Source organism: Apilactobacillus kunkeei (assembly GCF_005930975.1).
GTDB lineage: Bacteria > Bacillota > Bacilli > Lactobacillales > Lactobacillaceae > Apilactobacillus > Apilactobacillus kunkeei_E.
The window spans coordinates 107,868-128,051 of the sequence record NZ_VBSE01000039.1 but is presented as its reverse complement, the minus strand read 5'-3'; the positions used below and the strand labels follow the sequence as shown (position 1 = coordinate 128,051).

22 protein-coding genes and 3 tRNA genes are annotated in these 20,184 nt (G+C 35.6%); 22 read left to right on the top strand and 3 right to left on the bottom strand.

All coding sequences use genetic code 11. The features are described 5' to 3' along the window. Positions 1 to 14 precede the first annotated feature (14 nt). From FD688_RS04010 to FD688_RS03980, 7 genes are all read left to right on the top strand, one after another. Positions 15 to 431: a hypothetical protein gene (locus FD688_RS04010; RefSeq protein WP_138741882.1), complete on the top strand. Its 417-nt coding sequence runs from the start codon at positions 15 to 17 to the stop codon at positions 429 to 431. 101 nt (positions 432 to 532) lie between these two features. Then, positions 533 to 2,701, top strand: a complete 2,169-nt coding sequence (locus tag FD688_RS04005; protein ID WP_412174675.1) for a Tex family protein — start codon at positions 533 to 535, stop codon at positions 2,699 to 2,701. A 10-nt stretch (positions 2,702 to 2,711) separates the two neighbouring features. Beyond that, the gene (locus FD688_RS04000) at positions 2,712 to 3,158 is read left to right on the top strand and encodes a SprT family protein (RefSeq protein WP_138741880.1); all 447 of its coding nucleotides are present in this window, start codon (positions 2,712 to 2,714) and stop codon (positions 3,156 to 3,158) included. Between the two features lies 1 nt (position 3,159). Beyond that, entirely contained in the window at positions 3,160 to 4,035 is an 876-nt protein-coding gene (locus tag FD688_RS03995) for a homoserine kinase (protein WP_225426101.1), read from the top strand. Positions 4,036 to 4,102: 67 nt separating this feature from the next. After that, a tRNA-Leu gene (locus FD688_RS03990) sits at positions 4,103 to 4,188 on the top strand. Between the two features lie 34 nt (positions 4,189 to 4,222). Continuing rightward, positions 4,223 to 4,295 (top strand) — tRNA-His (locus tag FD688_RS03985). Positions 4,296 to 4,302: 7 nt separating this feature from the next. Further along, a tRNA-Gln gene (locus tag FD688_RS03980) sits at positions 4,303 to 4,374 on the top strand. Between the two features lie 107 nt (positions 4,375 to 4,481). On the opposite strand, the gene FD688_RS03975 is transcribed toward FD688_RS03980, so the two are convergent. Next, a complete protein-coding gene (locus FD688_RS03975) occupies positions 4,482 to 5,576 on the bottom strand; it encodes an LCP family protein (RefSeq protein WP_138741878.1) in 1,095 nt (364 codons plus the stop codon). 273 nt (positions 5,577 to 5,849) lie between these two features. On the opposite strand from FD688_RS03975, the gene FD688_RS03970 reads away from it, so the two are divergent. Together FD688_RS03970 and FD688_RS03965 are read left to right on the top strand one after the other, a co-directional pair. Continuing rightward, complete coding sequence (locus tag FD688_RS03970; RefSeq protein WP_138741877.1) at positions 5,850 to 6,803, top strand: DMT family transporter; 954 nt, start codon at positions 5,850 to 5,852, stop codon at positions 6,801 to 6,803. A gap of 14 nt (positions 6,804 to 6,817) precedes the next feature. Further along, positions 6,818 to 7,486: a 2,3-bisphosphoglycerate-dependent phosphoglycerate mutase gene (locus FD688_RS03965; protein WP_138741876.1), complete on the top strand. Its 669-nt coding sequence runs from the start codon at positions 6,818 to 6,820 to the stop codon at positions 7,484 to 7,486. Positions 7,487 to 7,521: 35 nt separating this feature from the next. On the opposite strand, the gene FD688_RS03960 is transcribed toward FD688_RS03965, so the two are convergent. Beyond that, positions 7,522 to 8,862 carry an aminopeptidase C gene (locus tag FD688_RS03960; protein WP_138741875.1) on the bottom strand — a complete coding sequence of 447 codons (1,341 nt, stop codon included), beginning with the start codon at positions 8,860 to 8,862 and terminating at the stop codon, positions 7,522 to 7,524. Positions 8,863 to 8,968: 106 nt separating this feature from the next. Next, complete coding sequence (gene rpiA / locus FD688_RS03955; RefSeq protein ID WP_034531888.1) at positions 8,969 to 9,658, bottom strand: ribose-5-phosphate isomerase RpiA; 690 nt, start codon at positions 9,656 to 9,658, stop codon at positions 8,969 to 8,971. A gap of 234 nt (positions 9,659 to 9,892) precedes the next feature. Here rpiA and FD688_RS03950 point away from each other — a divergent pair, with 234 nt between their 5' ends. The 13 genes from FD688_RS03950 to rplK all read left to right on the top strand — a co-directional run bounded on the left by FD688_RS03950 (position 9,893) and on the right by rplK (position 20,131). Next, entirely contained in the window at positions 9,893 to 10,429 is a 537-nt protein-coding gene (locus FD688_RS03950; protein WP_138741874.1) for a dUTP diphosphatase, read from the top strand. Positions 10,430 to 10,461: 32 nt separating this feature from the next. After that, positions 10,462 to 11,838 (top strand): DNA repair protein RadA, encoded by a 1,377-nt coding sequence (gene radA, locus FD688_RS03945; protein WP_138741873.1) that lies wholly within the window; start codon positions 10,462 to 10,464, stop codon positions 11,836 to 11,838. A gap of 21 nt (positions 11,839 to 11,859) precedes the next feature. Further along, complete coding sequence (locus tag FD688_RS03940; RefSeq protein ID WP_138741872.1) at positions 11,860 to 12,945, top strand: PIN/TRAM domain-containing protein; 1,086 nt, start codon at positions 11,860 to 11,862, stop codon at positions 12,943 to 12,945. Positions 12,946 to 13,054: 109 nt separating this feature from the next. Beyond that, on the top strand, positions 13,055 to 14,545 hold the full coding sequence (gltX, locus tag FD688_RS03935; protein WP_138741871.1) for a glutamate--tRNA ligase: 1,491 nt from the start codon (positions 13,055 to 13,057) through the stop codon (positions 14,543 to 14,545). 120 nt (positions 14,546 to 14,665) lie between these two features. Continuing rightward, positions 14,666 to 16,072 (top strand): cysteine--tRNA ligase, encoded by a 1,407-nt coding sequence (gene cysS, locus FD688_RS03930; RefSeq protein ID WP_138741870.1) that lies wholly within the window; start codon positions 14,666 to 14,668, stop codon positions 16,070 to 16,072. Continuing rightward, positions 16,073 to 16,495 (top strand): Mini-ribonuclease 3, encoded by a 423-nt coding sequence (locus FD688_RS03925; protein ID WP_138741869.1) that lies wholly within the window; start codon positions 16,073 to 16,075, stop codon positions 16,493 to 16,495. Then, positions 16,485 to 17,240, top strand: a complete 756-nt coding sequence (gene rlmB / locus FD688_RS03920; protein WP_138741868.1) for a 23S rRNA (guanosine(2251)-2'-O)-methyltransferase RlmB — start codon at positions 16,485 to 16,487, stop codon at positions 17,238 to 17,240. The genes FD688_RS03925 and rlmB overlap by 11 nt, the downstream gene beginning before the upstream one ends. A 14-nt stretch (positions 17,241 to 17,254) precedes the next feature. Then, a complete protein-coding gene (locus tag FD688_RS03915) occupies positions 17,255 to 17,779 on the top strand; it encodes an NYN domain-containing protein (RefSeq protein ID WP_053791535.1) in 525 nt (174 codons plus the stop codon). Positions 17,780 to 17,895: 116 nt separating this feature from the next. Next, positions 17,896 to 18,516 (top strand): sigma factor, encoded by a 621-nt coding sequence (locus FD688_RS03910; protein ID WP_138741867.1) that lies wholly within the window; start codon positions 17,896 to 17,898, stop codon positions 18,514 to 18,516. 70 nt (positions 18,517 to 18,586) lie between these two features. Further along, positions 18,587 to 18,736, top strand: a complete 150-nt coding sequence (gene rpmG / locus FD688_RS03905) for a 50S ribosomal protein L33 (RefSeq protein WP_034531899.1) — start codon at positions 18,587 to 18,589, stop codon at positions 18,734 to 18,736. A gap of 12 nt (positions 18,737 to 18,748) precedes the next feature. After that, entirely contained in the window at positions 18,749 to 18,922 is a 174-nt protein-coding gene (gene secE, locus FD688_RS03900; protein WP_034531900.1) for a preprotein translocase subunit SecE, read from the top strand. 111 nt (positions 18,923 to 19,033) lie between these two features. Then, on the top strand, positions 19,034 to 19,579 hold the full coding sequence (gene nusG / locus FD688_RS03895; protein WP_034531901.1) for a transcription termination/antitermination protein NusG: 546 nt from the start codon (positions 19,034 to 19,036) through the stop codon (positions 19,577 to 19,579). A gap of 126 nt (positions 19,580 to 19,705) precedes the next feature. Further along, positions 19,706 to 20,131, top strand: coding sequence for a 50S ribosomal protein L11 (gene rplK / locus FD688_RS03890; protein ID WP_034531902.1), 426 nt, complete (start codon positions 19,706 to 19,708; stop codon positions 20,129 to 20,131). Positions 20,132 to 20,184 lie beyond the last annotated feature (53 nt).

Sequence of the window (20,184 nt, the reverse complement as noted above, 5' to 3'; positions counted from 1 at the left end):
GGAATTTTTTAATTATGAAGAAAAACAAGATGGCAATCTATGCCCCATTTTTATCAGATTTAATCACTAACACTAACAAGGTTGGTGAAGAAATGAGTCATGATTACGATCCATTGGAAGAAGCGGTTTCTAATAACGATTACTCATCAATTGACTTAGCAAGCACAAAGGATACTTTCCAAAGAGGTACTGATAAGTACAAAGAATTTTTATCACAACTTGATAACGTTCAAGTTCCAGCTAAGGAACTAGGTCGTCACTCAATTTTAAAGGAAGCTTATGCTGACTACGTTAAGGGATGCCAAGACATGGTTGACAGTATCAAGGCTGATACCATTGAAGCAGATGCATTTAACGAAGCTGGAAAACTACAACAAGATAGCATTGAACGAGTATTTAAGACAGCTCAAAAAATTATGATGTCAATGTAATAAAATAAAAGATAGTTGGTAAATACTACCAACTATTTTTTTATCCAAAAATGCAATGATATAATTATAGACAAACCCGAACAAGAAATGAGATGAACGATTTGGAACAATTAATCATTAAAAAGATCAGAAAAGATTTAGGAAATTATTCTGAAAAACAAATTTCTGCCGTTATTTCTATGTTAGAAGATGGCAATACGGTTCCTTTTATCGCTAGATATCGTAAGGAACGCACAGGTAGCTTGGATGAAGTACAAATCAGAGAAATTGCTGATGCTAATACTAAAATTACGAATCTAGAAAATCGTAAAGAAGAAGTACTTCGTTTAATTGAAGAACAAGGTAAACTAACTGATAAGTTAAAAAATGATATCGAAAAAGCTGAATCAATGCAAAGAGTCGAAGACTTGTACTTGCCATACAAGAAAAAGAAGAAGACCAAGGCAATGGTTGCCAGAGAACAAGGGTTAGAACCATTAGCCAAGTTAGTTATTGCTAATGATGATTCCTTTGTAAGCAAGGCAAAAGAATATGTAGATAAAGAAAAAGAATTAAATAGCATTGAAGATGTATTAAACGGTGTTCATGAAATTTTAGCTGAAGATATTGGAAACGACGCGCATCTGAGAGAATGGATTCGAGAAGATACAAAGAAACATGGTCAAATTTCCAGCAAGGCTAAGAAGGATGCTGATGAAAAAGACGAAAAACATGTCTATGAAGATTATTATGATTTTGCACAACCAATTACCCAACTTAAGAATCATCGTGTCTTGGCTTTAAATCGTGGTGAAAAAGAAAAGGTTTTGACAGTTAGCATTGATGTTAATACCAATGTTATCTACAAGTTTTTGCAGGCAGAAACTAACCGCAATCGTAACGGAAAGTCCGCTGAATTTATGAAGGGTGCTTATGAAGACGCATATGCTCGTTTTATGAAACCAGCTATTGGTCGCGAAATTAGAAATGAACTAACTGATGAAGCTGATGAACATGCCATTAACATTTTTGGACGTAACTTGTATAACCTATTAATGCAAGCACCGATTAAGGGAAAGGTAGTGATTGGGTTCGACCCGGCATACCGTACTGGATGTAAATTAGCTGCAATTGATGATAACGGCAAGTTCTTGGATAAATTAGTAATTTATCCACATAAACCAGCAAGTGATGCTAAACGTCAACAAGCTAAAAAACAATTAGTTGATTTTATTAAGAATAATAATGCTGAAATGATTGCGATTGGAAACGGTACAGCTAGTCGTGAATCAGAACAATTTGTTTCTGAATTAATTAAAGAAAATAAATTACCGGTATATTACGTAATTGTTAATGAAGCCGGTGCTTCTGTATACTCTGCAAGTCAAAATGCGCGTGATGAATTTCCTGATTTTCACGTTGAAGAACGTTCTGCAGTAAGTATCGGAAGACGTCTTCAAGACCCGTTAGCTGAATTGATTAAGATTGATCCCAAATCAGTAGGAGTGGGCCAATACCAACATGATTTACCAGCTAAACAATTAGATGCTCAATTGAATCGAGTTGTGGAAACAGCTGTTAACAAAGTCGGAGTAAACGTAAATACAGCTAGTCCAGAGTTATTAACCCATATCTCAGGGATGACTAAGACCACTGCCAAAAATGTTGTGAAGTTTAGAAACGAAAATGGTGAATACAAAACACGCCAGTCCTTATCCAAGGTACCTAGATTAGGACAAAAGACTTATGAACAAGCCATTGGTTTCTTAAGAATTTTAGATGGTAGTAATCCACTTGATAATACTGACATTCATCCAGAAAGTTATAAGATTGCTAACCAGATTGTGGACGAATTGAATTTAAGCATGGATTCATTGGGAACAAACGAAATAAACCAATCGTTATCCACATTTGATGTTGATAAGTTCATTAACGAAAATGATTACGGAAAGCAAACTGTTTTAGACATCATTGATGGATTAAAACGTCCTGGTAGAGATTTTCGTGATAACATGCCGGCGCCAGTGCTAAAGCAAGATGTATTGAAAATTGAGGATTTAAGAGAAGGAATGCAACTACAAGGAACAGTTAGAAACGTAATTGACTTTGGTGCTTTCGTTGACATTGGAGTAAAACAAGATGGACTTGTCCACATTTCACAAATGAGTGATAAATTTATTTCTGATCCAAGTACTGTTGTTTCAATTGGTGATATTGTGGACGTATGGGTATTATCTGTTGATATTAAACGAAATCGAATTCAACTAACGATGATTAACCCGGAGAAGTGATAAAATTTAAATGAATGATGAAGAATTACAAACATTGGTGGAAAAGATTTCGCAGGAATCATTCGCCAAACCATTTAAGCATCGAGCTTACTTTAATAGTCGATTAAGAACAACTGGTGGAAGATATCATTTATCTAATAACAATATTGATATCAATCCTAAGATGTTGAGTGAACATTCAATGGATATATTGGTAGGGGTTATTAAGCACGAGCTTTGCCATTACCATCTTCATCTAGCTGGGTATTCAGGTAAGCATAATACATTAGCTTTTAAACGATTATTAAAAACAGTAGGTGGATCAAGATTTGCACCGACACCTGTGGATAAGCGCAAATTTAAATATGTTTGTACACATTGTGGACAAACTTACCGCCGGAAGCGTAGAATTGACACTCATAAGTATGTATGTGGAAAATGTCGTGGAAAACTAAAATTAGACACTGGAGATGATTAGTTTGGATAAAAAAATAATTATTCGAGTACCTGCTACATCAACAGGAATCGGAGCTGGAATTAACTCAATTGGAATTGCTTTTGGCTTATATTACACAGTCATCGTTGAAGAAGAGATGCAACGTTGGCAAGTTAACCATGCATTGGGGGATGATGTTCCCAACGATGAAAACAACATTATTGTTCAAACCATCTTAAAGGTTGATCCAACAATCAAGCCTCATCAATTAACTGTTATGTCAGATGTTCCAATTGGAAGAGGTCTTGGTTCAAGTACTACAGCGATTGTTGCGGGAATTAAAATTGCTAATGCTTTAGGTGAATTAGACCTTTCATTAGACGATGAAATTAACATTGGTAGTAAGATTGAAGGTCATGCTGACGGTGTAGCATCTGCGTTATTAGGGGATATTACCGTTTCTTATTTTAATGGTGAAATGGCTACAACAGTTAAAACACAAATTCCTGAAGTTATTAATGCTTTAGTATACTTAACTAAAGATGACAGCAGTGATAAGGCTATTTACAAGAATCAAGTTAGCTCTGTAGACGCTGTAAAAGCAAGTAGTGCCACTAATGTATTAGTGGCATCATTAATGAGCAATGAATGGACTAAAGCCACTGAAATGATGGAAAATGACGCTATTTATACTGATAACATCTATGAGGTTGTACCAGAGCTTGAAACCATCAGAAAGCAAGCTCACGAACTAGGAATTTACGGAACATTCTTAAACCAATCACATCGTTGCGTGATTACTTTTGGAACTGAATCTGAACTAAATCAATTACGTGACAGATTAAACGTCGGTAAACTAGATGGTGTCATGAGATTGATTAAGGTTGATCACAGCGGTGCTACTGTACGCGGCGAATAAAAAAATTTAAAACTCCTATTGCAAAGTAGGTAAAAATCACATATAATAATATTTGTGATTTTTTATTGCGGCCATGGCGGAATTGGCAGACGCGCAAGATTAAGGATCTTGTCGGGATTATTCCCGGTGGAAGTTCGAGTCTTCTTGGCCGCATTAATGAGAAATCATTATCACATATAATAATATGGCGGTAGTGGTGAAGTGGTTAACACATCGGATTGTGGTTCCGACACGCGTGGGTTCGATTCCCACCTACCGCCCTTTTATTGGGCTATAGCCAAGTGGTAAGGCAACGGGTTTTGATCCCGTGATGCGCTGGTTCGAACCCAGCTAGCCCAACTACCTAAAAAGAAGACATCCAAATGAATGTCTTCTTTTTCTTTATCTTAGTTGGTTGTAAAGTAGGGGATATAAAAAAGGTTCTGGTATTAACCAGAACCTTTTTTTTATTTATCATTTGAGTAATTTATTTGAGTGGATGAACTACTCATTACGCTGGAACCAACGCTATAATCGCTAGTTTGATTTTGTGTTTGGTTTAATGAAGTAAGTTTGCTCAAACCAAGGCTTTGTCTAATTGAGTTTGAAATATTTAGAAGAGTTTCTTGGGTTGGTACTTCATAATCAATTCCATCAACAACGGCAGTTTCTCCTTGAAGAGTTTGTGACTTGATATGATGAGTTGCGTTTCCGTATCTTTCACGTAAAGCAACCATATCATCAAACTTCATGTCTGTCTTCAAATTACCTGAGATTGAACTTAGGATTGATTTATATCTTGGTAATGAAGAAATGTTCATTCCTTTAATCACAAGTTTTTGTAGCACTTGTCTTTGTCTTACTTGACGACCGTAGTCACCAGCAGGATCTTGATGTCTCATTCTTGAGTATGCAAGAGCTTGGGCACCATTCAACGTAACTGTTTTACCTTTAACAACATTAGCAGCTTCATAATGGAAAGTTAAAGGAGGAGTAACCGTAACGCCACCAACAGCGTTAACCATTTTTTCTAGACCACCCATGTTAATGATTGCATAAAAATCAATTGGAACGTTTAATAAGTTTTGTACTGTTTGTACGGCACTTGAAGCACCACCAATAGTATATGCAGCATTAATCTTTTCATAAGGTTGTGAATCTCCAGGAACAGTTACTTTAGTATCACGAGGGATACTTGTTAGGTAAATTGTCTCCTTCTTAGGATTAACAGTAGCTAGGATCATTGTGTCAGTTCTACCTGTGTCATGACGTCCTAGTGCACCGGTATCGGTACCTAGAAGTAATATTGAAACAGGTTTGTTCTGAGAAATGACGCTAGATACATTTCTTTCTTTTGTGGATAAACCAGGTTGATAAGCCTTATCCGCAGCATTCTTCATGTTGACATAAACACCATGAGCAATGATTAATCCAGTAACTACTAGAACTAAAAAGACAATAAGTGAAATCCAAGCACCTTTATGGCTTTTCTTCTTCTTAAAGTGAGGTTGGTTTACTCTAGTTCTGGAAGCTCTATCGATGTTTTGATTATTGTTTTGCATAAATCAAAAATAGCTCCTTTATTCTGAATTTCCCCATTATACTACCTATAATCAAGATACGTAAATATAATTAACATTATAAACTTATTTTTTAAAAAATAATAATACTTACTAAATATGTAATAAATTGTAATAATTCTGTTACATTTTTAATAAGGCCAGGGGATATGATATAATTTTGATGTTAATATAAAAATTATCACAACACGAACATTAAGTTTGTAGTGTATCAATTTTTTTATAATTTGTAAATTCAAAGGAGCGCGTTTAAAGTTGAAAAAGACTTTTCTGTATGTTTTAATTTCCACGTTTATGTTTAGTTCAATGGAAATAGCACTAAAAAGTGTTCAAGGAGTTTTTAGTCCAATCCAATTGAACTTGATCAGATTCTTTATTGGGGGATTGGTTTTAATCCCAGTTGTCATGAAGAATGGAAATCAAACATTATTGACGAGTAAATGGAAAAGTATAGGTGTCTTCTTATTAACTGGATTTTTATGTGTAGTAGTTAGCATGACGTTATTCCAATTAGCAATCATGTACGATGAAGCATCAACTGTAGCAGTACTATTTAGTTGTAATCCAGTATTTGCATTACTATTCGCTTTCTTTATTCTAAGAGAAAAGATTAGTCGACTAGGATTTATTTCACTAGTTCTTTCTATTATCGGATTACTAGTTATCGTTAATCCGGCCAACCTTACTAACCCATTGGGAATTTCATTAGCATTGGGTTCAGCACTAACATTTGGTCTTTACAGCATTGTATCCAGATGGGGTTCAAAAGTTACCGGTCAAAATGGACTTGCAACAACTTGTTACACATTCTTAGCGGGATCTGTTGAACTTTTAATTTTAGTATCCATTACAAATATTTCTGCTGTTGCAAACTACATGAATAGTGTAGAATGGTTAAAACCATTTGCAAACACACCAATTATTCATAATATTTCCATGAATTACTTTTGGATTCTATTATTTATTTGTGTCTGTGTAACAGGTGGTGGTTTTGCATTCTACTTCCTTGCTATGGAAAGAGCAGGGGTATCAATTGCATCAATTGTATTTTTCATCAAACCAGGATTGGCACCAATTTTGGCAATGATTTTGTTGGGTGAAAAGATTGCAATTAATACTTGGATTGGAATTGTAATTATTCTAATCGGTTCAGTAATTACTTTTATTGGTAGTCAGATGGAACAAAAGAATGCTGCATTAGAAGAATAAAAAGAGATGATAATATGTCGTATTTAGTAATCATGCGTCATGGTCAAAGTGTTGCCAATGAAAAGAATGTTTTCACTGGTTGGAGTGATGTATCCTTAACAGAAAAAGGGTTACAACAAGCTCATGATGCTGGAAAGAAAATCAAGCAATTGGGAATTGATTTTGATCATGCTCATACTTCGTTTTTAAAACGTGCAATTGAAACGTTGCATATTGTGTTAAGTGAAATTAACCAACAATATATTCAAGAGACAAAGTCATGGCGACTAAATGAACGTCATTATGGAGCATTGCGAGGTCGTAAAAAAGATGATGTTAAGTTACAATATGGCCCTGAAAAGTTTGCTGAATTTAGGCGTAGCTATACAACGGTCCCACCATTGTTGAATCAACCCGATGAAGAGCATAAGTATGAAAAAATCGGTGTGATTGAACCCTGTGGTGAAAGTCTAAAGATGGCCTATGAAAGATTGATGCCATACTGGCAAGACTCAATTGCTCCCAAATTATTGGATGGGAAAAATGAATTGGTGGTTGCTCATGGTTCAACTCTTAGGGCTTTAATTAAGTATTTAGATAATATTGGTGATGATGACATTGATCGTGTGGAAGTTCCAAACGGAAAACCAATCGTTTATCATTTCGACGATAAGTTGAAAGTAATTAGTAAAAAGACAATATAAAAAGAGCTGATAATTTATCAGCTCTTTTTTGTATGTTATTTTTCGTTAAAGGCAAGTGTGCCCATTGGATCCCATGGATCTAAAATAACTGGGTCTTGTTCTTGGTTCTTCTTATCTTCTTCAGATAGGTACTTCTTGTTGATAACAACTTGGTAAGTGAAACGTCTGAACCATGATTCACTCATCACGAAGTAACCCTTTGAACCAACTTGGTTACCCCAAGAGTTTTCTACCTTCCATTTAGTAGGTTGACCATCAACGATATCAACACCGGTGATAACCATGGCATGGTTCATAACACTTTGATGGTAATCTAATTGTTCATCCTTACTCATTAATAAATCGATGTCGAATAATTCATCCTTTGAGTATAGGTTATCGTCCATGATTCCTTTTTTACGATCTGATTCTTTTGAAACGTCGCTTCCAAACCAAACACTTTCACCGTTCTTTAATTGGGTGATAGTTAGTTCTTCTAGTCGATCCATTTCAAGGTTTAAATGTTTAACTTGGCGACCATCGATAACGTTACCTAACATATCAATGGTGTATGTCTTTTCGTATGGCTTGTCCAATGTAGGGGAATTAATGATTGAAACGTAGTCTTCTAGGTTTAAGTTTACGTATTTATCAAAGAACTTCTTTGGTGTTAAGTTAGTATCGATATGATATTCGTTCTTTTCATCACGGTATTCAAAGTTAAATTCTGAAACAGGTTCACCGAATGAGTAGACTAGGACACGGTAAATCTCACTTAGCATTTCGTCCTTTACCTTTTCAATATCTGAACTGTTTTGTGAAGCTAGTTCACGTAGTTGAATGGCATCCATTCTTAGTTTTTGGTTTAATACAGCGTTTAATTCTGAAGTGTCGTTACTTACGGCAGTTTCAACCATTGCTGATTGAGGCACAACACCGTACTTTTCGATTACTGCACATAGCATATCCCATTGTCCACCATCTTGTTGTGGTGAGTCTAATAGCCATGAAACACGGCGTGAGGTTAATGGTTCATCAGCAGTTTTGATAATGTTTTCTAAGAACCAGTTACATTTTTCGAACTTATCCCAGAAAGTAGTGTAGATTTGTGATAATTCAAAATCACCAGATAAGTTGAAATTTTTAGCTAGGTTATGACGCATAGTATTTAGCGCTGCGAAAATCCAGCAACGGCCACTATGTTTTTGGTTAGCAACTTCACCAGTATCAATTTCAATTGAAAAGTTTGGCTTCATGTTACCTTCCGCTTCGAAGTTGGCTGCTGAAGAGTTTATACCATTATGGCTTACGGCTCTTTGCATTACCTTAGCTTCTTTACGATTTAATAAATCGCTATGATACTTTTGGATATTTTCATTACTAATACTTTTTGACATCATGATTCCTCCTCGCTTTTCTAATATTATATCACTCAGGTCAAATGCTTAAAAAAACAAAAAAATCGTGATAATAAGACATTCTTACTATCACGATTTAGATTAATTATTTTCTTTTGGCGTCGAATGTTTCTGAATGATCTTCATATCCAACAATTACCATATCAACAACATCTAGGAAAAGACCATGTTCAACTATTCCAGTCATGTTGTTTAGGATGGTTTCAAGTTCGTGGGGATGCTCAATGTAACCTAAGTTTAAATCGATAATGTAGTTATCAGCATGAGTTAGCACGTGGCCGCCCTTAGCATTAGTTCTAAAAGTAGGATGATAACCCATGTCGTCTAATCGTTTAAATAGGTGAGTGCTTCCGTATGGAGTAACTTCCAAAGGAAGGGGAAAAGAGCCAAGGTTTTTAGCCATCTTTGTTGCATCAACAATCCAGATGTTTCGATCTGAGTTGATTGCGACAATTTTTTCACGAAGGTGGGCAACACCGCCACCCTTAATTCCTTGGAAATTTTCATCGATTTGGTCCGCACCGTCAATTGTTAAGTCAATATGGTCAACGTCATCGATACTTTTAACATCAATTCCCAAGTCACGAGCACGCTTAGCTGAGCGGTTGGAAGTTGGAACACCAATAATACGTAATCCTTCTTTGGCTACTCGTTCTCCCAATGCATCCAACAAGTATTTCACAGTTGAACCTGTACCAAGGCCGACAGTCATACCATCTTTGATATATTTGACAGCTTCTTGACCGGCAACTTTTTTCATTAATTCTTTATCCATAATCCTTTTCCCCTCTAAAATATTCGGTAAAACGACGTTAAATCGACTTTGAATGCAATATACATTCAGACGAAAGGTTTCGAACAAAGGTACTAAATATACCTCAATAATACTATATTAATTTTCTATGGTTATCATGAGTTTGTCAAATAAAATATTTGTATTTAATTGTTAACAGTTTTCATATAAAATAAATAGTATAATAATACTAATAAATTAACAGGATGTGTAGATATGAAGAGAGGATTTGAAGTAGTTACAAAGTATAAGGATAAAGGCATTAATCTACCTTATCGTTCTACGAAACAAGCAGCTGGTTATGATATCGAAGCGGGTGTAGATTTTGTATTACCTTCAATTTGGAAATTAGGATTTTTAAAAGTTCTTTGGGCAATTAAGCATGAAAAAGACGTATCTGAAGATGAGATGCAACGTGCAAAGGATATCTTACGTCCATTATTAGTCCCAACCGGAATTAAAGCTTACATGCAACCAGATGAAATGTTAGTAATTGCTAACCGTTCAAGTGGTCCATTAAAGAGAGGCATGGTTTTACCAAACGGAATTGGTATTGTTGATGCTGATTATTATGGTAACGAAAGCAACGAAGGTGAATTATTCGTTCAAATGACTAACTTTGGATTACTAGACAAAAAGATTAAGAAGGGTGATCGTATCGCTCAAGGTATCTTTGTACCGTTCTTAACAACTGATGACGACTCAAACAAAGGAACTAAAAGAATTGGTGGTTTTGGTTCATCAGGAGAATAAATAACGAATTGAATTAAAGAAAGGAAATTAATGTGGCTAAAGTAAAGACCCAATTTGTTTGCGAAGAATGTGGATACATTTCACCAAAGTACTTGGGACATTGTCCTAACTGTGGAAAGTGGAATACATTTGAAGAACAAACCGTTCAAAAAGAAACATCGAGTTTGAAATCAACTCACCGAATGGATTTCAATGGTCAGCAAGCAAAACCACAACTAATTAAAGATGTTAAGTTTGAAAAGGAATCACGTTTTGAAACTGAATCTCAAGAATTTAATCGTGTATTAGGTGGCGGAATTGTTCCGGGCTCATTAATTTTAATTGGTGGGGATCCTGGTATCGGGAAATCTACACTGTTACTTCAAATTTCTGGCCAATTAGGTGCTAAGGAACAACGTGTCTTGTATGTATCTGGGGAAGAAAGTGCCAGTCAAATTAAGCTAAGAGCGGAACGCTTATCAGTGAATGGCTCCAATATGTATCTATATCCGGAAACCGATATGGGTGCTATTAAGTCTGCCATTGATGAGATTAAACCGGATGCAGTCGTAATTGACTCCGTTCAAACTATTTCTGAACCAGAGGTTGATTCCGCAATCGGTTCCGTATCACAGGTAAGAGCAATTACCGCAGATTTAATGTCCATTGCAAAGACCAATGGAATTACAATCTTTGTGGTCGGTCACGTTACTAAGGGTGGATCAATTGCTGGACCTAAGACTTTGGAACACATGGTTGATACTGTTTTATACTTTGAAGGTGACATGCATCATTCCTACCGTATTTTAAGAGCTGTGAAGAACCGTTTTGGTTCAACCGACGAATTAGGGATTTTTGACATGCAAGAATCCGGATTACGAGAAGTTGCTAATCCATCAGAGGTCTTTTTGGAAGAGCGTCTAAAGGATGCCAACGGTTCTGCAATTGTTGTTTCAATTGAAGGAACCAGACCAATCTTAGTTGAAATTCAGGCATTGGTAACCCCATCTGTATTCGGGAATGCACAAAGGACAGCAACCGGTATTGACCGTAACCGTGTGGCCGTTTTAATGGCGGTGCTTGAAAAACGTGCGGGATTAATGCTACAAAATCAAGATGCTTTCTTAAAGGCTGCTGGTGGAGTTAAGTTAAACGAACCAGCAATCGATTTAGCTGTTGCTATTAGTGTGGCATCTAGTTACAAAAACAAAGGAACCGATCCTAGTGAATGTTACATCGGAGAGATTGGTTTAACGGGTGAAATTAGACGAGTTAACCGTATTGAACAACGTGTTTTAGAGGCACAAAAGCTTGGCTTTAAACGCGTATTAATACCAAAACATAATATGTCAGGATGGACTGCGCCAGATGGAATTGAAGTCGTTGGTGTATCAACGCTGGCTCAAGCGATTAAAATCGCACTTAACTAACACATACTGAGGAAGATAATAATGAAAAAAATTGATCGATTTACGGTTATCCAATTTATATTTGTCATTTTAGGAGCGACTTTAGGGGTGATTTATTTACCCGTTATTTGGCATGCATTGTGGGAAAACCCTTCAATTTTATTAAATAATGCACTAGTTGATTCATTAATTGGCGCCATTGTTTTCTATATTCTTTCATTGTTTGTTGTTAAACGAATCATGAATGCAATGAGTCAGGTTGAAAAACAATTATCACAAAAGAATCCATTCTATATTTTGATGGGGACTTTGGGGATGATTATTGGCTTGATTTTAGCGACATTAATTTCAATAGTTCTGTTTAGAACACCTTATTTAATCACTAATTTAATCCTGCCAGCTCTATTGATGATTACTTTTGGATACCTAGGTTTTCTATTGGGTACCACCAAATTAAATGATTGGCGCAAAATTTTTAGAGTTAGTTTAAAAAAGAGCAGCAACGCATTGACTAGTTCTTCAAATCGCAATAAATCAATTAAAATTTTGGACACTAACATTTTGATTGATGGTCGTATCTACGAGGTGGCAAAGACTGGATTTATTGAAGGAACATTGCTTGTTCCTAAATTTGTCTTGTATGAATTACAATACATTGCAGATTCAGCCGATAGCCAAAAGCGTATTCGTGGTCGTCGTGGTTTGGACATTTTAAATAAACTACAAACCGAAAAGATTATGCCAATTGAAATCACTGATCAAGACTATGACAACATCAAAGAAGTCGATAGTAAGCTAATTCGATTAGCTAAGGATTTCAATGGTTCAATCATTACTAACGATTATAATTTAAACAAGGTTATCCAATTTCAAAAGGTTAACGTTTTAAACATTAACGAATTGGCTAACTCACTAAAACCAAGATTTGTTCCAGGTGAACATCTTGAAGTTATGATTTTGAAAAAAGGAACTGAACGAAGCCAGGGAGTAGCCTTTCTGGATGACGGAACTATGGTGGTTGTAGAGGATGGTAAGAATCATCTAAATGAACGCCTATCCGTTGAGGTAACCAGTTCTATTCAAACAGATGCAGGTAAAATGATTTTCGCTAGAATTGATGATAAATAAAAGGTTATAGATGCCTTTAGATTTTTACAGAGCACTTTATTTTTATCGATAATAATTGTAAAATTAGTATGTTATTCTAAGAATTTATAAAAAAGAGGAGAAAATATCATTGGCTAATAAGAAAATTCGTGTTAGATATGCACCAAGTCCAACCGGACATTTACACATTGGTAATGCTAGAACAGCAATTTTTAATTACCTATTTGCTAGACATAATAAAGGTAAGTTTATTATCCGTATCGAAGATACTGATACTAAGCGAAACGTAGCTGATGGTGAGAAAAGTCAGTTAGATAACTTAAAATGGCTTGGCTTAGATTGGGACGAAGGTCCAGACAAACCTGGTAAGTTTGGACCATACAGACAATCAGAAAGACGTTCAATTTATGATCCATTAATCCAACAACTATTGGATGAAGACAAAGCTTACTACTCATACAGAACTGAAGAAGAACTAGAAGCTGATCGTGAAGAACAACGTGCAAAGGGCATCATGCCTCATTACGAATATGAATACGCTGGTATGTCAGAAGAAGAAATTAAAAAATCAATGGCTGAATCAGAAGCTAAAGGTTTGAAACCGGTTATTCGTTTCAGAGTACCAAAAAACAAAACTTACGCATGGGATGATGTTGTTAAGGGTCATGTTGAATTTAACTCTGATACTATTGGTGGGGACTTCGTTATCGTAAAACGTGACGGAATGCCTACTTACAACTTCGCGGTTATTATTGATGACCATGAAATGCAAATTTCACACGTATTTAGAGGTGACGATCACGTTGCTAATACACCAAAACAATTGATGATGTACGAAGCATTTGGTTGGGAAGCACCTGTATTCGGTCACATGAGTTTAATTACTAGTGCTGATACTGGGAAGAAACTAAGTAAACGTGATGAATCAATCATTCAATTTATCGAACAATATAGAGATTTAGGCTACCTACCAGAAGCAATGTTTAACTTCATTACTCTATTAGGTTGGTCTCCAAAGGGTGAAGATGAAATCTTCTCACAACGTGATTTCATCAAGATGTACGATGAACATCGTCTAAGCAAGTCACCAGCTAACTTCGATAATAAGAAACTTGAATGGATTAACAACCAATATGTTAAAGCTGCTGATGAAGACGTTGTTATGGACCTAGCATTACGTCAATTAATCGCTAAGGGTAACATTGACGAAAATCCGGATGCTTTAACTATTGAATGGGCTCGTAAGTTAATCAATACTTATAAGCAACAAATGAGTTACATGGCCCAAATTAATTCAATGGCTGATGTATTCTTTAATGAACCAGCTAAGGTTTCTGGCGAAGCACTTGAAGAAATTCAAAATGAAACCGCACCAGTTGTTCTAAAGGCCTTTGCTGAAAAGATTAAGGATGTTCCAGTTTTCGATAAGGTTGAAATCTTAAAGACAATTAAGGAAATTCAAAAAGAAACTAAAATCAAGGGACGTCAACTATGGATGCCAATCAGAATTGCCGTTACTCATGAAAGTCACGGTCCTGAACTACCTGAATCAATCGAATTGATTGGTAGAGAAAAGGCTCTAAAACACATTGATGAAACTTTAAAGCAAATCAATCAATAATAAATAAGGCTCGCTAAAGCATGCTTTGGCGGGCTTTTTTATTTGAATTTATCCTAATATAGTAGCTATTATTATGATAGAATGAAGTAAGTATAAAAAATAGGAATAGGGGTGCCATTAATGCTAAGGATCTATAATACATTAACTCAAGAAAAAGACGTATTTAAGCCAATAAAGTCAAGAACAGTTGGTATGTATGTCTGTGGTCCAACAGTATATAACTATATTCATATTGGGAACGCTCGTAGTATTGTTGCTTTCGATACTATTCGTCGTTACTTTGAATATTGTGGTTACCAAGTGAATTACATTTCTAATTTTACGGATGTTGATGACAAATTAATTAATGAAGCTAAAGAAGAAAACAGTACAGTAATGGACATTGCTAACAAGTATATTGAAGCTTACAAAGAAGATGTAGCTGCATTGAATGTCGAACCAGCAACTGTTAATCCAAGAGCTACTGATAATATTGATGGAATTATCCAATTCGTAAAAGAATTGGTTGATGACGGTTACGCATATGCTGTTGATGGTGATGTTTACTATAGAGCAAGAAAGTTCAATGATTACGGTCATTTATCACACCAAAGTGTAGATGATTTGGAATCAGGGGCTAGCCAACATGTTTCAAAAGAAGAGCTTTCCAAGAAGGAAGATCCAATTGACTTTGTTTTATGGAAGGCTGCTAAGCCAGGCGAAATTTCATGGGATTCACCATGGGGTAAAGGACGTCCAGGCTGGCACATTGAATGTTCAGTAATGTCTACCAAATACTTAGGTAACACAATCGATATCCATGGTGGTGGGGAAGACTTGAAGTTCCCTCATCATGAAAACGAACGTGCGCAAAGCGAAGCAAAGACAGGTGAACATTTCGTTAACTATTGGATGCACAATGGTTTCGTTACTGTCGGGGATGAAAACGAGAAGATGAGTAAGTCACTTGGTAACTTTGTGACTGTTCACGACATTGTTAAAAAGGTAGATCCTCAAGTAGTTAGATTCTTGATGTCAACTACCCAATACCGTCGGCCAATTCAGTACAACGAGGCTAATTTACAGGCTGCAGAAAATAACCTAAACAAGTTAAGAAATGCATACAATAACTTAAAGTATCGTTTAAGCGATGCTACAGATATTATTGATATGAAACTAGAACAAGAAATTAGACAAATTCAGGCAGATTTTCAAGATGCGATGGATGATGATTTCAATGCACAAAACGGAATTGATTGTGTATACGAACTAGCTAAACTTGGTAACATGTATGCACAAAGACCTGAAGTAGGAAAAGATACTGTTACCCTAATTATTGATAAGCTAGAAAAGATGGCTTCTATTTTTGGTGTTGTTTTCAAGGAAGAAACACTAGATGACGATTCAGTTCAAACGTTGATTGATGAACGTAATGAAGCTAGAAAGAATAAGAACTTCGCAAGAAGTGATGAAATTAGAGATCAATTACGAGACCAAGGTATTATTTTAGAAGATACTGCTCAAGGTACTCGTTTCAGAAGGGAATAAATGATGGAAAACCAGAACGTTGATTATAAACAGTTAAATGGGATTGCATTAGCATATCTTGGCGATTCTGTTTACGAAGTGTTTGTAAGAAAGCACTTGTTGAACTTAGGAATTACTAAACCTAATCGTCTACAAAAGACAGCTAGAAAGTATGTGTCAGCAAAGGCTCAAGCAGCATTAATTGATTTGATGATTGAAGACGGCATTCTAACAGATGAAGAGGATACAGTATTTAAAAGGGGTCGTAATGCTAAGAGTTATACACATGCTAAGAATACAAGCGTTTTGACTTATCGCCATTCAACAGGTTTTGAAGCCATGATGGGGTATCTTTCATTAAGCAAACAAGATGACCGTTTAGAAGAACTATCTAATTGGTGTATTGAACAAGTCGATGCTGGGAGGCCAAAATATGAAGACTAATGACCAAAGCGAATTTATAATCGGACGCCATCCGGTTATTTCCGCATTGAGAGGAAAGCAAGAAATCAACAAGGTTTTCCTACAAAACGGAATCAAAAAAGATGAAAAAAGTGTTGAAGAAATCATCAAGTTAGCTAAGCAAAAGCACTTAGTAATCTCAACTGTGCCAAAGCAGAAACTAGATTTACTTTCAGATAATCAAAATCATCAAGGGGTGATTTTATCAATTTCACCATACAAATATGCAACTATTGATGAATTATTTGAAAACTCAGAGAAACAAGATGTACCGCCATTCTTTTTAATTCTTGATAACATTGAGGATCCTCACAATTTGGGGTCAATCATAAGAACTGCCGATGCTGCCGGTGTTACTGGTGTGATTATTCCAAAACATCGTGCTGTTGGTTTAACATCAACAGTTGCTAAGACCTCTGCTGGTGCAATTGAAAGAATTCCAGTTGCTAGAGTAACTAATCTAGTTAACACTGTTAACGATTTAAAGCAACAAGGAGTATGGGTATTTGGAACTGACGTTAAAGGTTCTGATTACCGTCGTTGGGATGCTAAAGGACCTGTTGCAGTAATTATTGGAAATGAGGGTAAAGGCATTTCGCCATTACTTAAGAAGAACGTTGATGAAATGCTAACCATTCCAATGGTTGGGCAACTACAAAGTTTAAATGCCAGTGTTGCTGCTAGTTTATTAATGTATCAAGCTTATAATTCAAGAAATCCACTATAAGAAGGTTTAAGCCGATGAAAAAACAACTATTATTAATCGATGGATACAACGTCATCGGAAATTGGCCTGAATTGAATAAGCTAAAGCTGGATAATCGTTTGGCAGATGCTAGAGATGAATTAATTAATATCATTTCTGAATATAAAAAGTATCGAGACTTAGATATGAAAATCATCTTTGATGCGATGTACGTTCCTGGCCTATCAAAGAAGGATAAGAAGCATAACTTAGACATTGTTTGGACTAACAAAGATGAAACAGCAGATAGTTATATCGAAGCATATGCTAGGCAAAAGCAATCTAGATTTGTACAGGTGGTCGTAGTAACGTCTGACCAAGCAGAGCAATGGACTGTTTTTTCAGCAGGAGCTTTGAGAATATCAGCACGGGAATTGCTTCGTGATGTTGAACGTTCAAAACGTGAAATTAAGACGCAGGTTCGTAGTTATACTAATCAGTTAACTGGACGTCGAACACCTTGGTCTAATGATCAGTTATTGAGACTTGAAAAACTAAGAGATAATTTAACAAACGATTAAAACCTATATATATTTATAAAGATTTGGCCAAATATAAATGAACAAATATTCGCTTGTTTATGATTGTGTAACTATATAAATTATTTTATGTAATTATAATCAGAGGTGAATAGGTAATGAGATTTGACCAAAATAATATTGATTTAGATTTAATTCTTGATTTTAAAGAAAATGGTAATGAAGAATCACTGAAAAAGTTGTTTGATAAATATAAGCCATTGGTTAATAAAGTGTGGCGTAGTTATTACTTGCATGATATGGATATCGACGATTGGTATCAAGAATCAATGTTGGTAATGATAAAAAATATCCGTAATTATGATGCGAACCATAAAGCAACATTCGGAACGCTATATCAAATTAGTTTGAAGAATCACTTATACGACATCCTTCGAAAAAGAAAAGCGAAAAAACGAATGCCTGTTGATAAAATAGTTTCGTATAACTCTAACGAATTGTATTTTCAAAATAGCTTAAAAGATAGAATTTTTTTAACGCCTGATCAGTCAATGAATATCAAGATGTGTTATGAGGAATTGATTGCTAGACTATCACCATTGGAATCCGAAATAGCATTCTGTTATTTGGAAGATTTGATTAATGAAAATAATTTTTCAATCGATAGACTAAAGATGGCTTTAGCAAGGCATCCAGAGAACGCTACTAATATGGTTGATAATTGTATCGCTAGGGTAAAAAACAAGTTAAAGAAGATAGTAAAAAAGGTCTATGACTAGTCATCATCATAAATTGACTATCAAAAATATAAATGCTATTATGAATTTATTCAAAAGGGGGATGTGTACGATGTCACAGAATAAAGTTGCTTTACAATGTGAGGTATGTGGCTCTCGTAATTACACAACCTCAGTGGGTAATAACCATGAAGATCGATTAGAAGTAAAAAAATATTGTAAACATTGTGGCAAAGCTACGATGCATAAAGAAACACGTTAGTGGAGGAAGACTATGAAATTATTTAAGTTCTTTAAAAGTGTTGGTACTGAAATGAAATTAGTTGTTTGGCCTAATGGTCATCAAACTAGAATTGACACTACCATCGTAGTATCAATGTCAATTATTTTTGCAATCTTCTTTGCAATTGTTGACTGGGCAATTCAATCAGGATTACTATACCTATAATTTTACTGTTTTAAATTATAGTAAATAGTGATATTATAATAGGTAGTTTGAAACTTCGTGAGTGCGGAGTTTTTTTATTTTGCAAAAAAATCATAAAGGGAGCTAATTTTAATGGAATCAGCAGAAAAGCAATGGTATGTTATTCATACTTACTCAGGATACGAAAACAAAGTTAAGGCGAACCTTGATTCACGTAAAGAATCAATGGGTATGTCAAACTTTATCTTTAGAGTAGTTGTTCCAGAAACTGAAGAACACGAAGTTAAAGACGGTGTAGACAAGGCTAAGATGGAAAAAACTTTCCCTGGTTATGTGCTTGTAGAAATGGTTATGACTGACGAAGCATGGTACATTGTCAGAAATACTCCAGGTGTTACTGGTTTTATCGGTTCACATGGTCAAGGAAGTAAACCAACTCCATTGCTACCAGATGAAGTAGAACTAGTTCTAAGTCGTCTTGGCGTTTCTCAAGAAAAGCAAGAATTAGATGCTGAAGTGGGAGACACAATCACTATTATTGACGGTGCCTTTGCTGATCTTTCAGGTAAGGTTATCGAAAAAGATGATGAAAAAGGTAAATTGAAGGTTAATATTGATATGTTCGGTCGTGCAACTACTGCTGAACTTAACTTTAACCAAGTACAACCAATCAGATAAAAAATTTGGGTTGTTAAAAATATTTAAACGTGATATATTATTTGTTGTATGTTCACGCATACTTAAGTGGGAGGAGAAATCTCATCTCCAATTTTTACCACACACGGACTTAAGGAGGTATGTCTCGTGGCTAAAAAAGTAGCTAACGTAGTTAAATTGCAAATTCCTGCGGGTAAAGCAACACCTGCTCCTCCAGTTGGACCTGCATTGGGTCAAGCTGGTATTAACATTATGGGATTCACTAAGGAATTCAACGCTCGTACTGCTGATCAAGCAGGATACTTGATTCCAGTTGTGATTTCTGTATATGAAGATCGTTCATTCGATTTCATTACTAAGACACCACCTGCTTCAATTCTATTGAAGAAGGCTGCTGGTGTTGAACATGGTTCCGGTGAACCAAACACTAACAAGGTTGCTAGTGTAACTAAGGACCAAGTTAAGGAAATCGCCGAAACTAAGATGAAAGATCTAAACGCAGCTGATGTTGAAGCCGCAATGCGTATGATCGAAGGTACTGCACGTAGTATGGGATTCACTGTTGAAGGCTAATTCAACATTCGTTTCTATACTGTAGTACCATAACACCTATTATTTAGGTGTTA

Excerpts from the sequence above, each read along its gene's own strand:
- FD688_RS04010 (WP_138741882.1), top strand. The coding sequence starts at position 15 with ATGAAGAAAAACAAGATGGCAATCTATGCCCCATTTTTATCAGATTTA.
- cysS (WP_138741870.1), top strand. The coding sequence starts at position 14,666 with ATGCTAAGGATCTATAATACATTAACTCAAGAAAAAGACGTATTTAAG.
- FD688_RS03915 (WP_053791535.1), top strand. The coding sequence starts at position 17,255 with ATGAAAAAACAACTATTATTAATCGATGGATACAACGTCATCGGAAAT.
- FD688_RS03925 (WP_138741869.1), top strand. The coding sequence starts at position 16,073 with ATGATGGAAAACCAGAACGTTGATTATAAACAGTTAAATGGGATTGCA.
- rpiA (WP_034531888.1), bottom strand. The coding sequence starts at position 9,658 with ATGGATAAAGAATTAATGAAAAAAGTTGCCGGTCAAGAAGCTGTCAAA.
- nusG (WP_034531901.1), top strand. The coding sequence starts at position 19,034 with ATGGAATCAGCAGAAAAGCAATGGTATGTTATTCATACTTACTCAGGA.
- FD688_RS03940 (WP_138741872.1), top strand. The coding sequence starts at position 11,860 with ATGAAAAAAATTGATCGATTTACGGTTATCCAATTTATATTTGTCATT.
- FD688_RS03950 (WP_138741874.1), top strand. The coding sequence starts at position 9,893 with ATGAAGAGAGGATTTGAAGTAGTTACAAAGTATAAGGATAAAGGCATT.
- FD688_RS03960 (WP_138741875.1), bottom strand. The coding sequence starts at position 8,862 with ATGTCAAAAAGTATTAGTAATGAAAATATCCAAAAGTATCATAGCGAT.
- FD688_RS03910 (WP_138741867.1), top strand. The coding sequence starts at position 17,896 with ATGAGATTTGACCAAAATAATATTGATTTAGATTTAATTCTTGATTTT.
- rlmB (WP_138741868.1), top strand. The coding sequence starts at position 16,485 with ATGAAGACTAATGACCAAAGCGAATTTATAATCGGACGCCATCCGGTT.
- FD688_RS03975 (WP_138741878.1), bottom strand. The coding sequence starts at position 5,576 with ATGCAAAACAATAATCAAAACATCGATAGAGCTTCCAGAACTAGAGTA.
- rpmG (WP_034531899.1), top strand. The coding sequence starts at position 18,587 with ATGTCACAGAATAAAGTTGCTTTACAATGTGAGGTATGTGGCTCTCGT.
- secE (WP_034531900.1), top strand. The coding sequence starts at position 18,749 with ATGAAATTATTTAAGTTCTTTAAAAGTGTTGGTACTGAAATGAAATTA.
- FD688_RS03965 (WP_138741876.1), top strand. The coding sequence starts at position 6,818 with ATGTCGTATTTAGTAATCATGCGTCATGGTCAAAGTGTTGCCAATGAA.
- FD688_RS04000 (WP_138741880.1), top strand. The coding sequence starts at position 2,712 with ATGAATGATGAAGAATTACAAACATTGGTGGAAAAGATTTCGCAGGAA.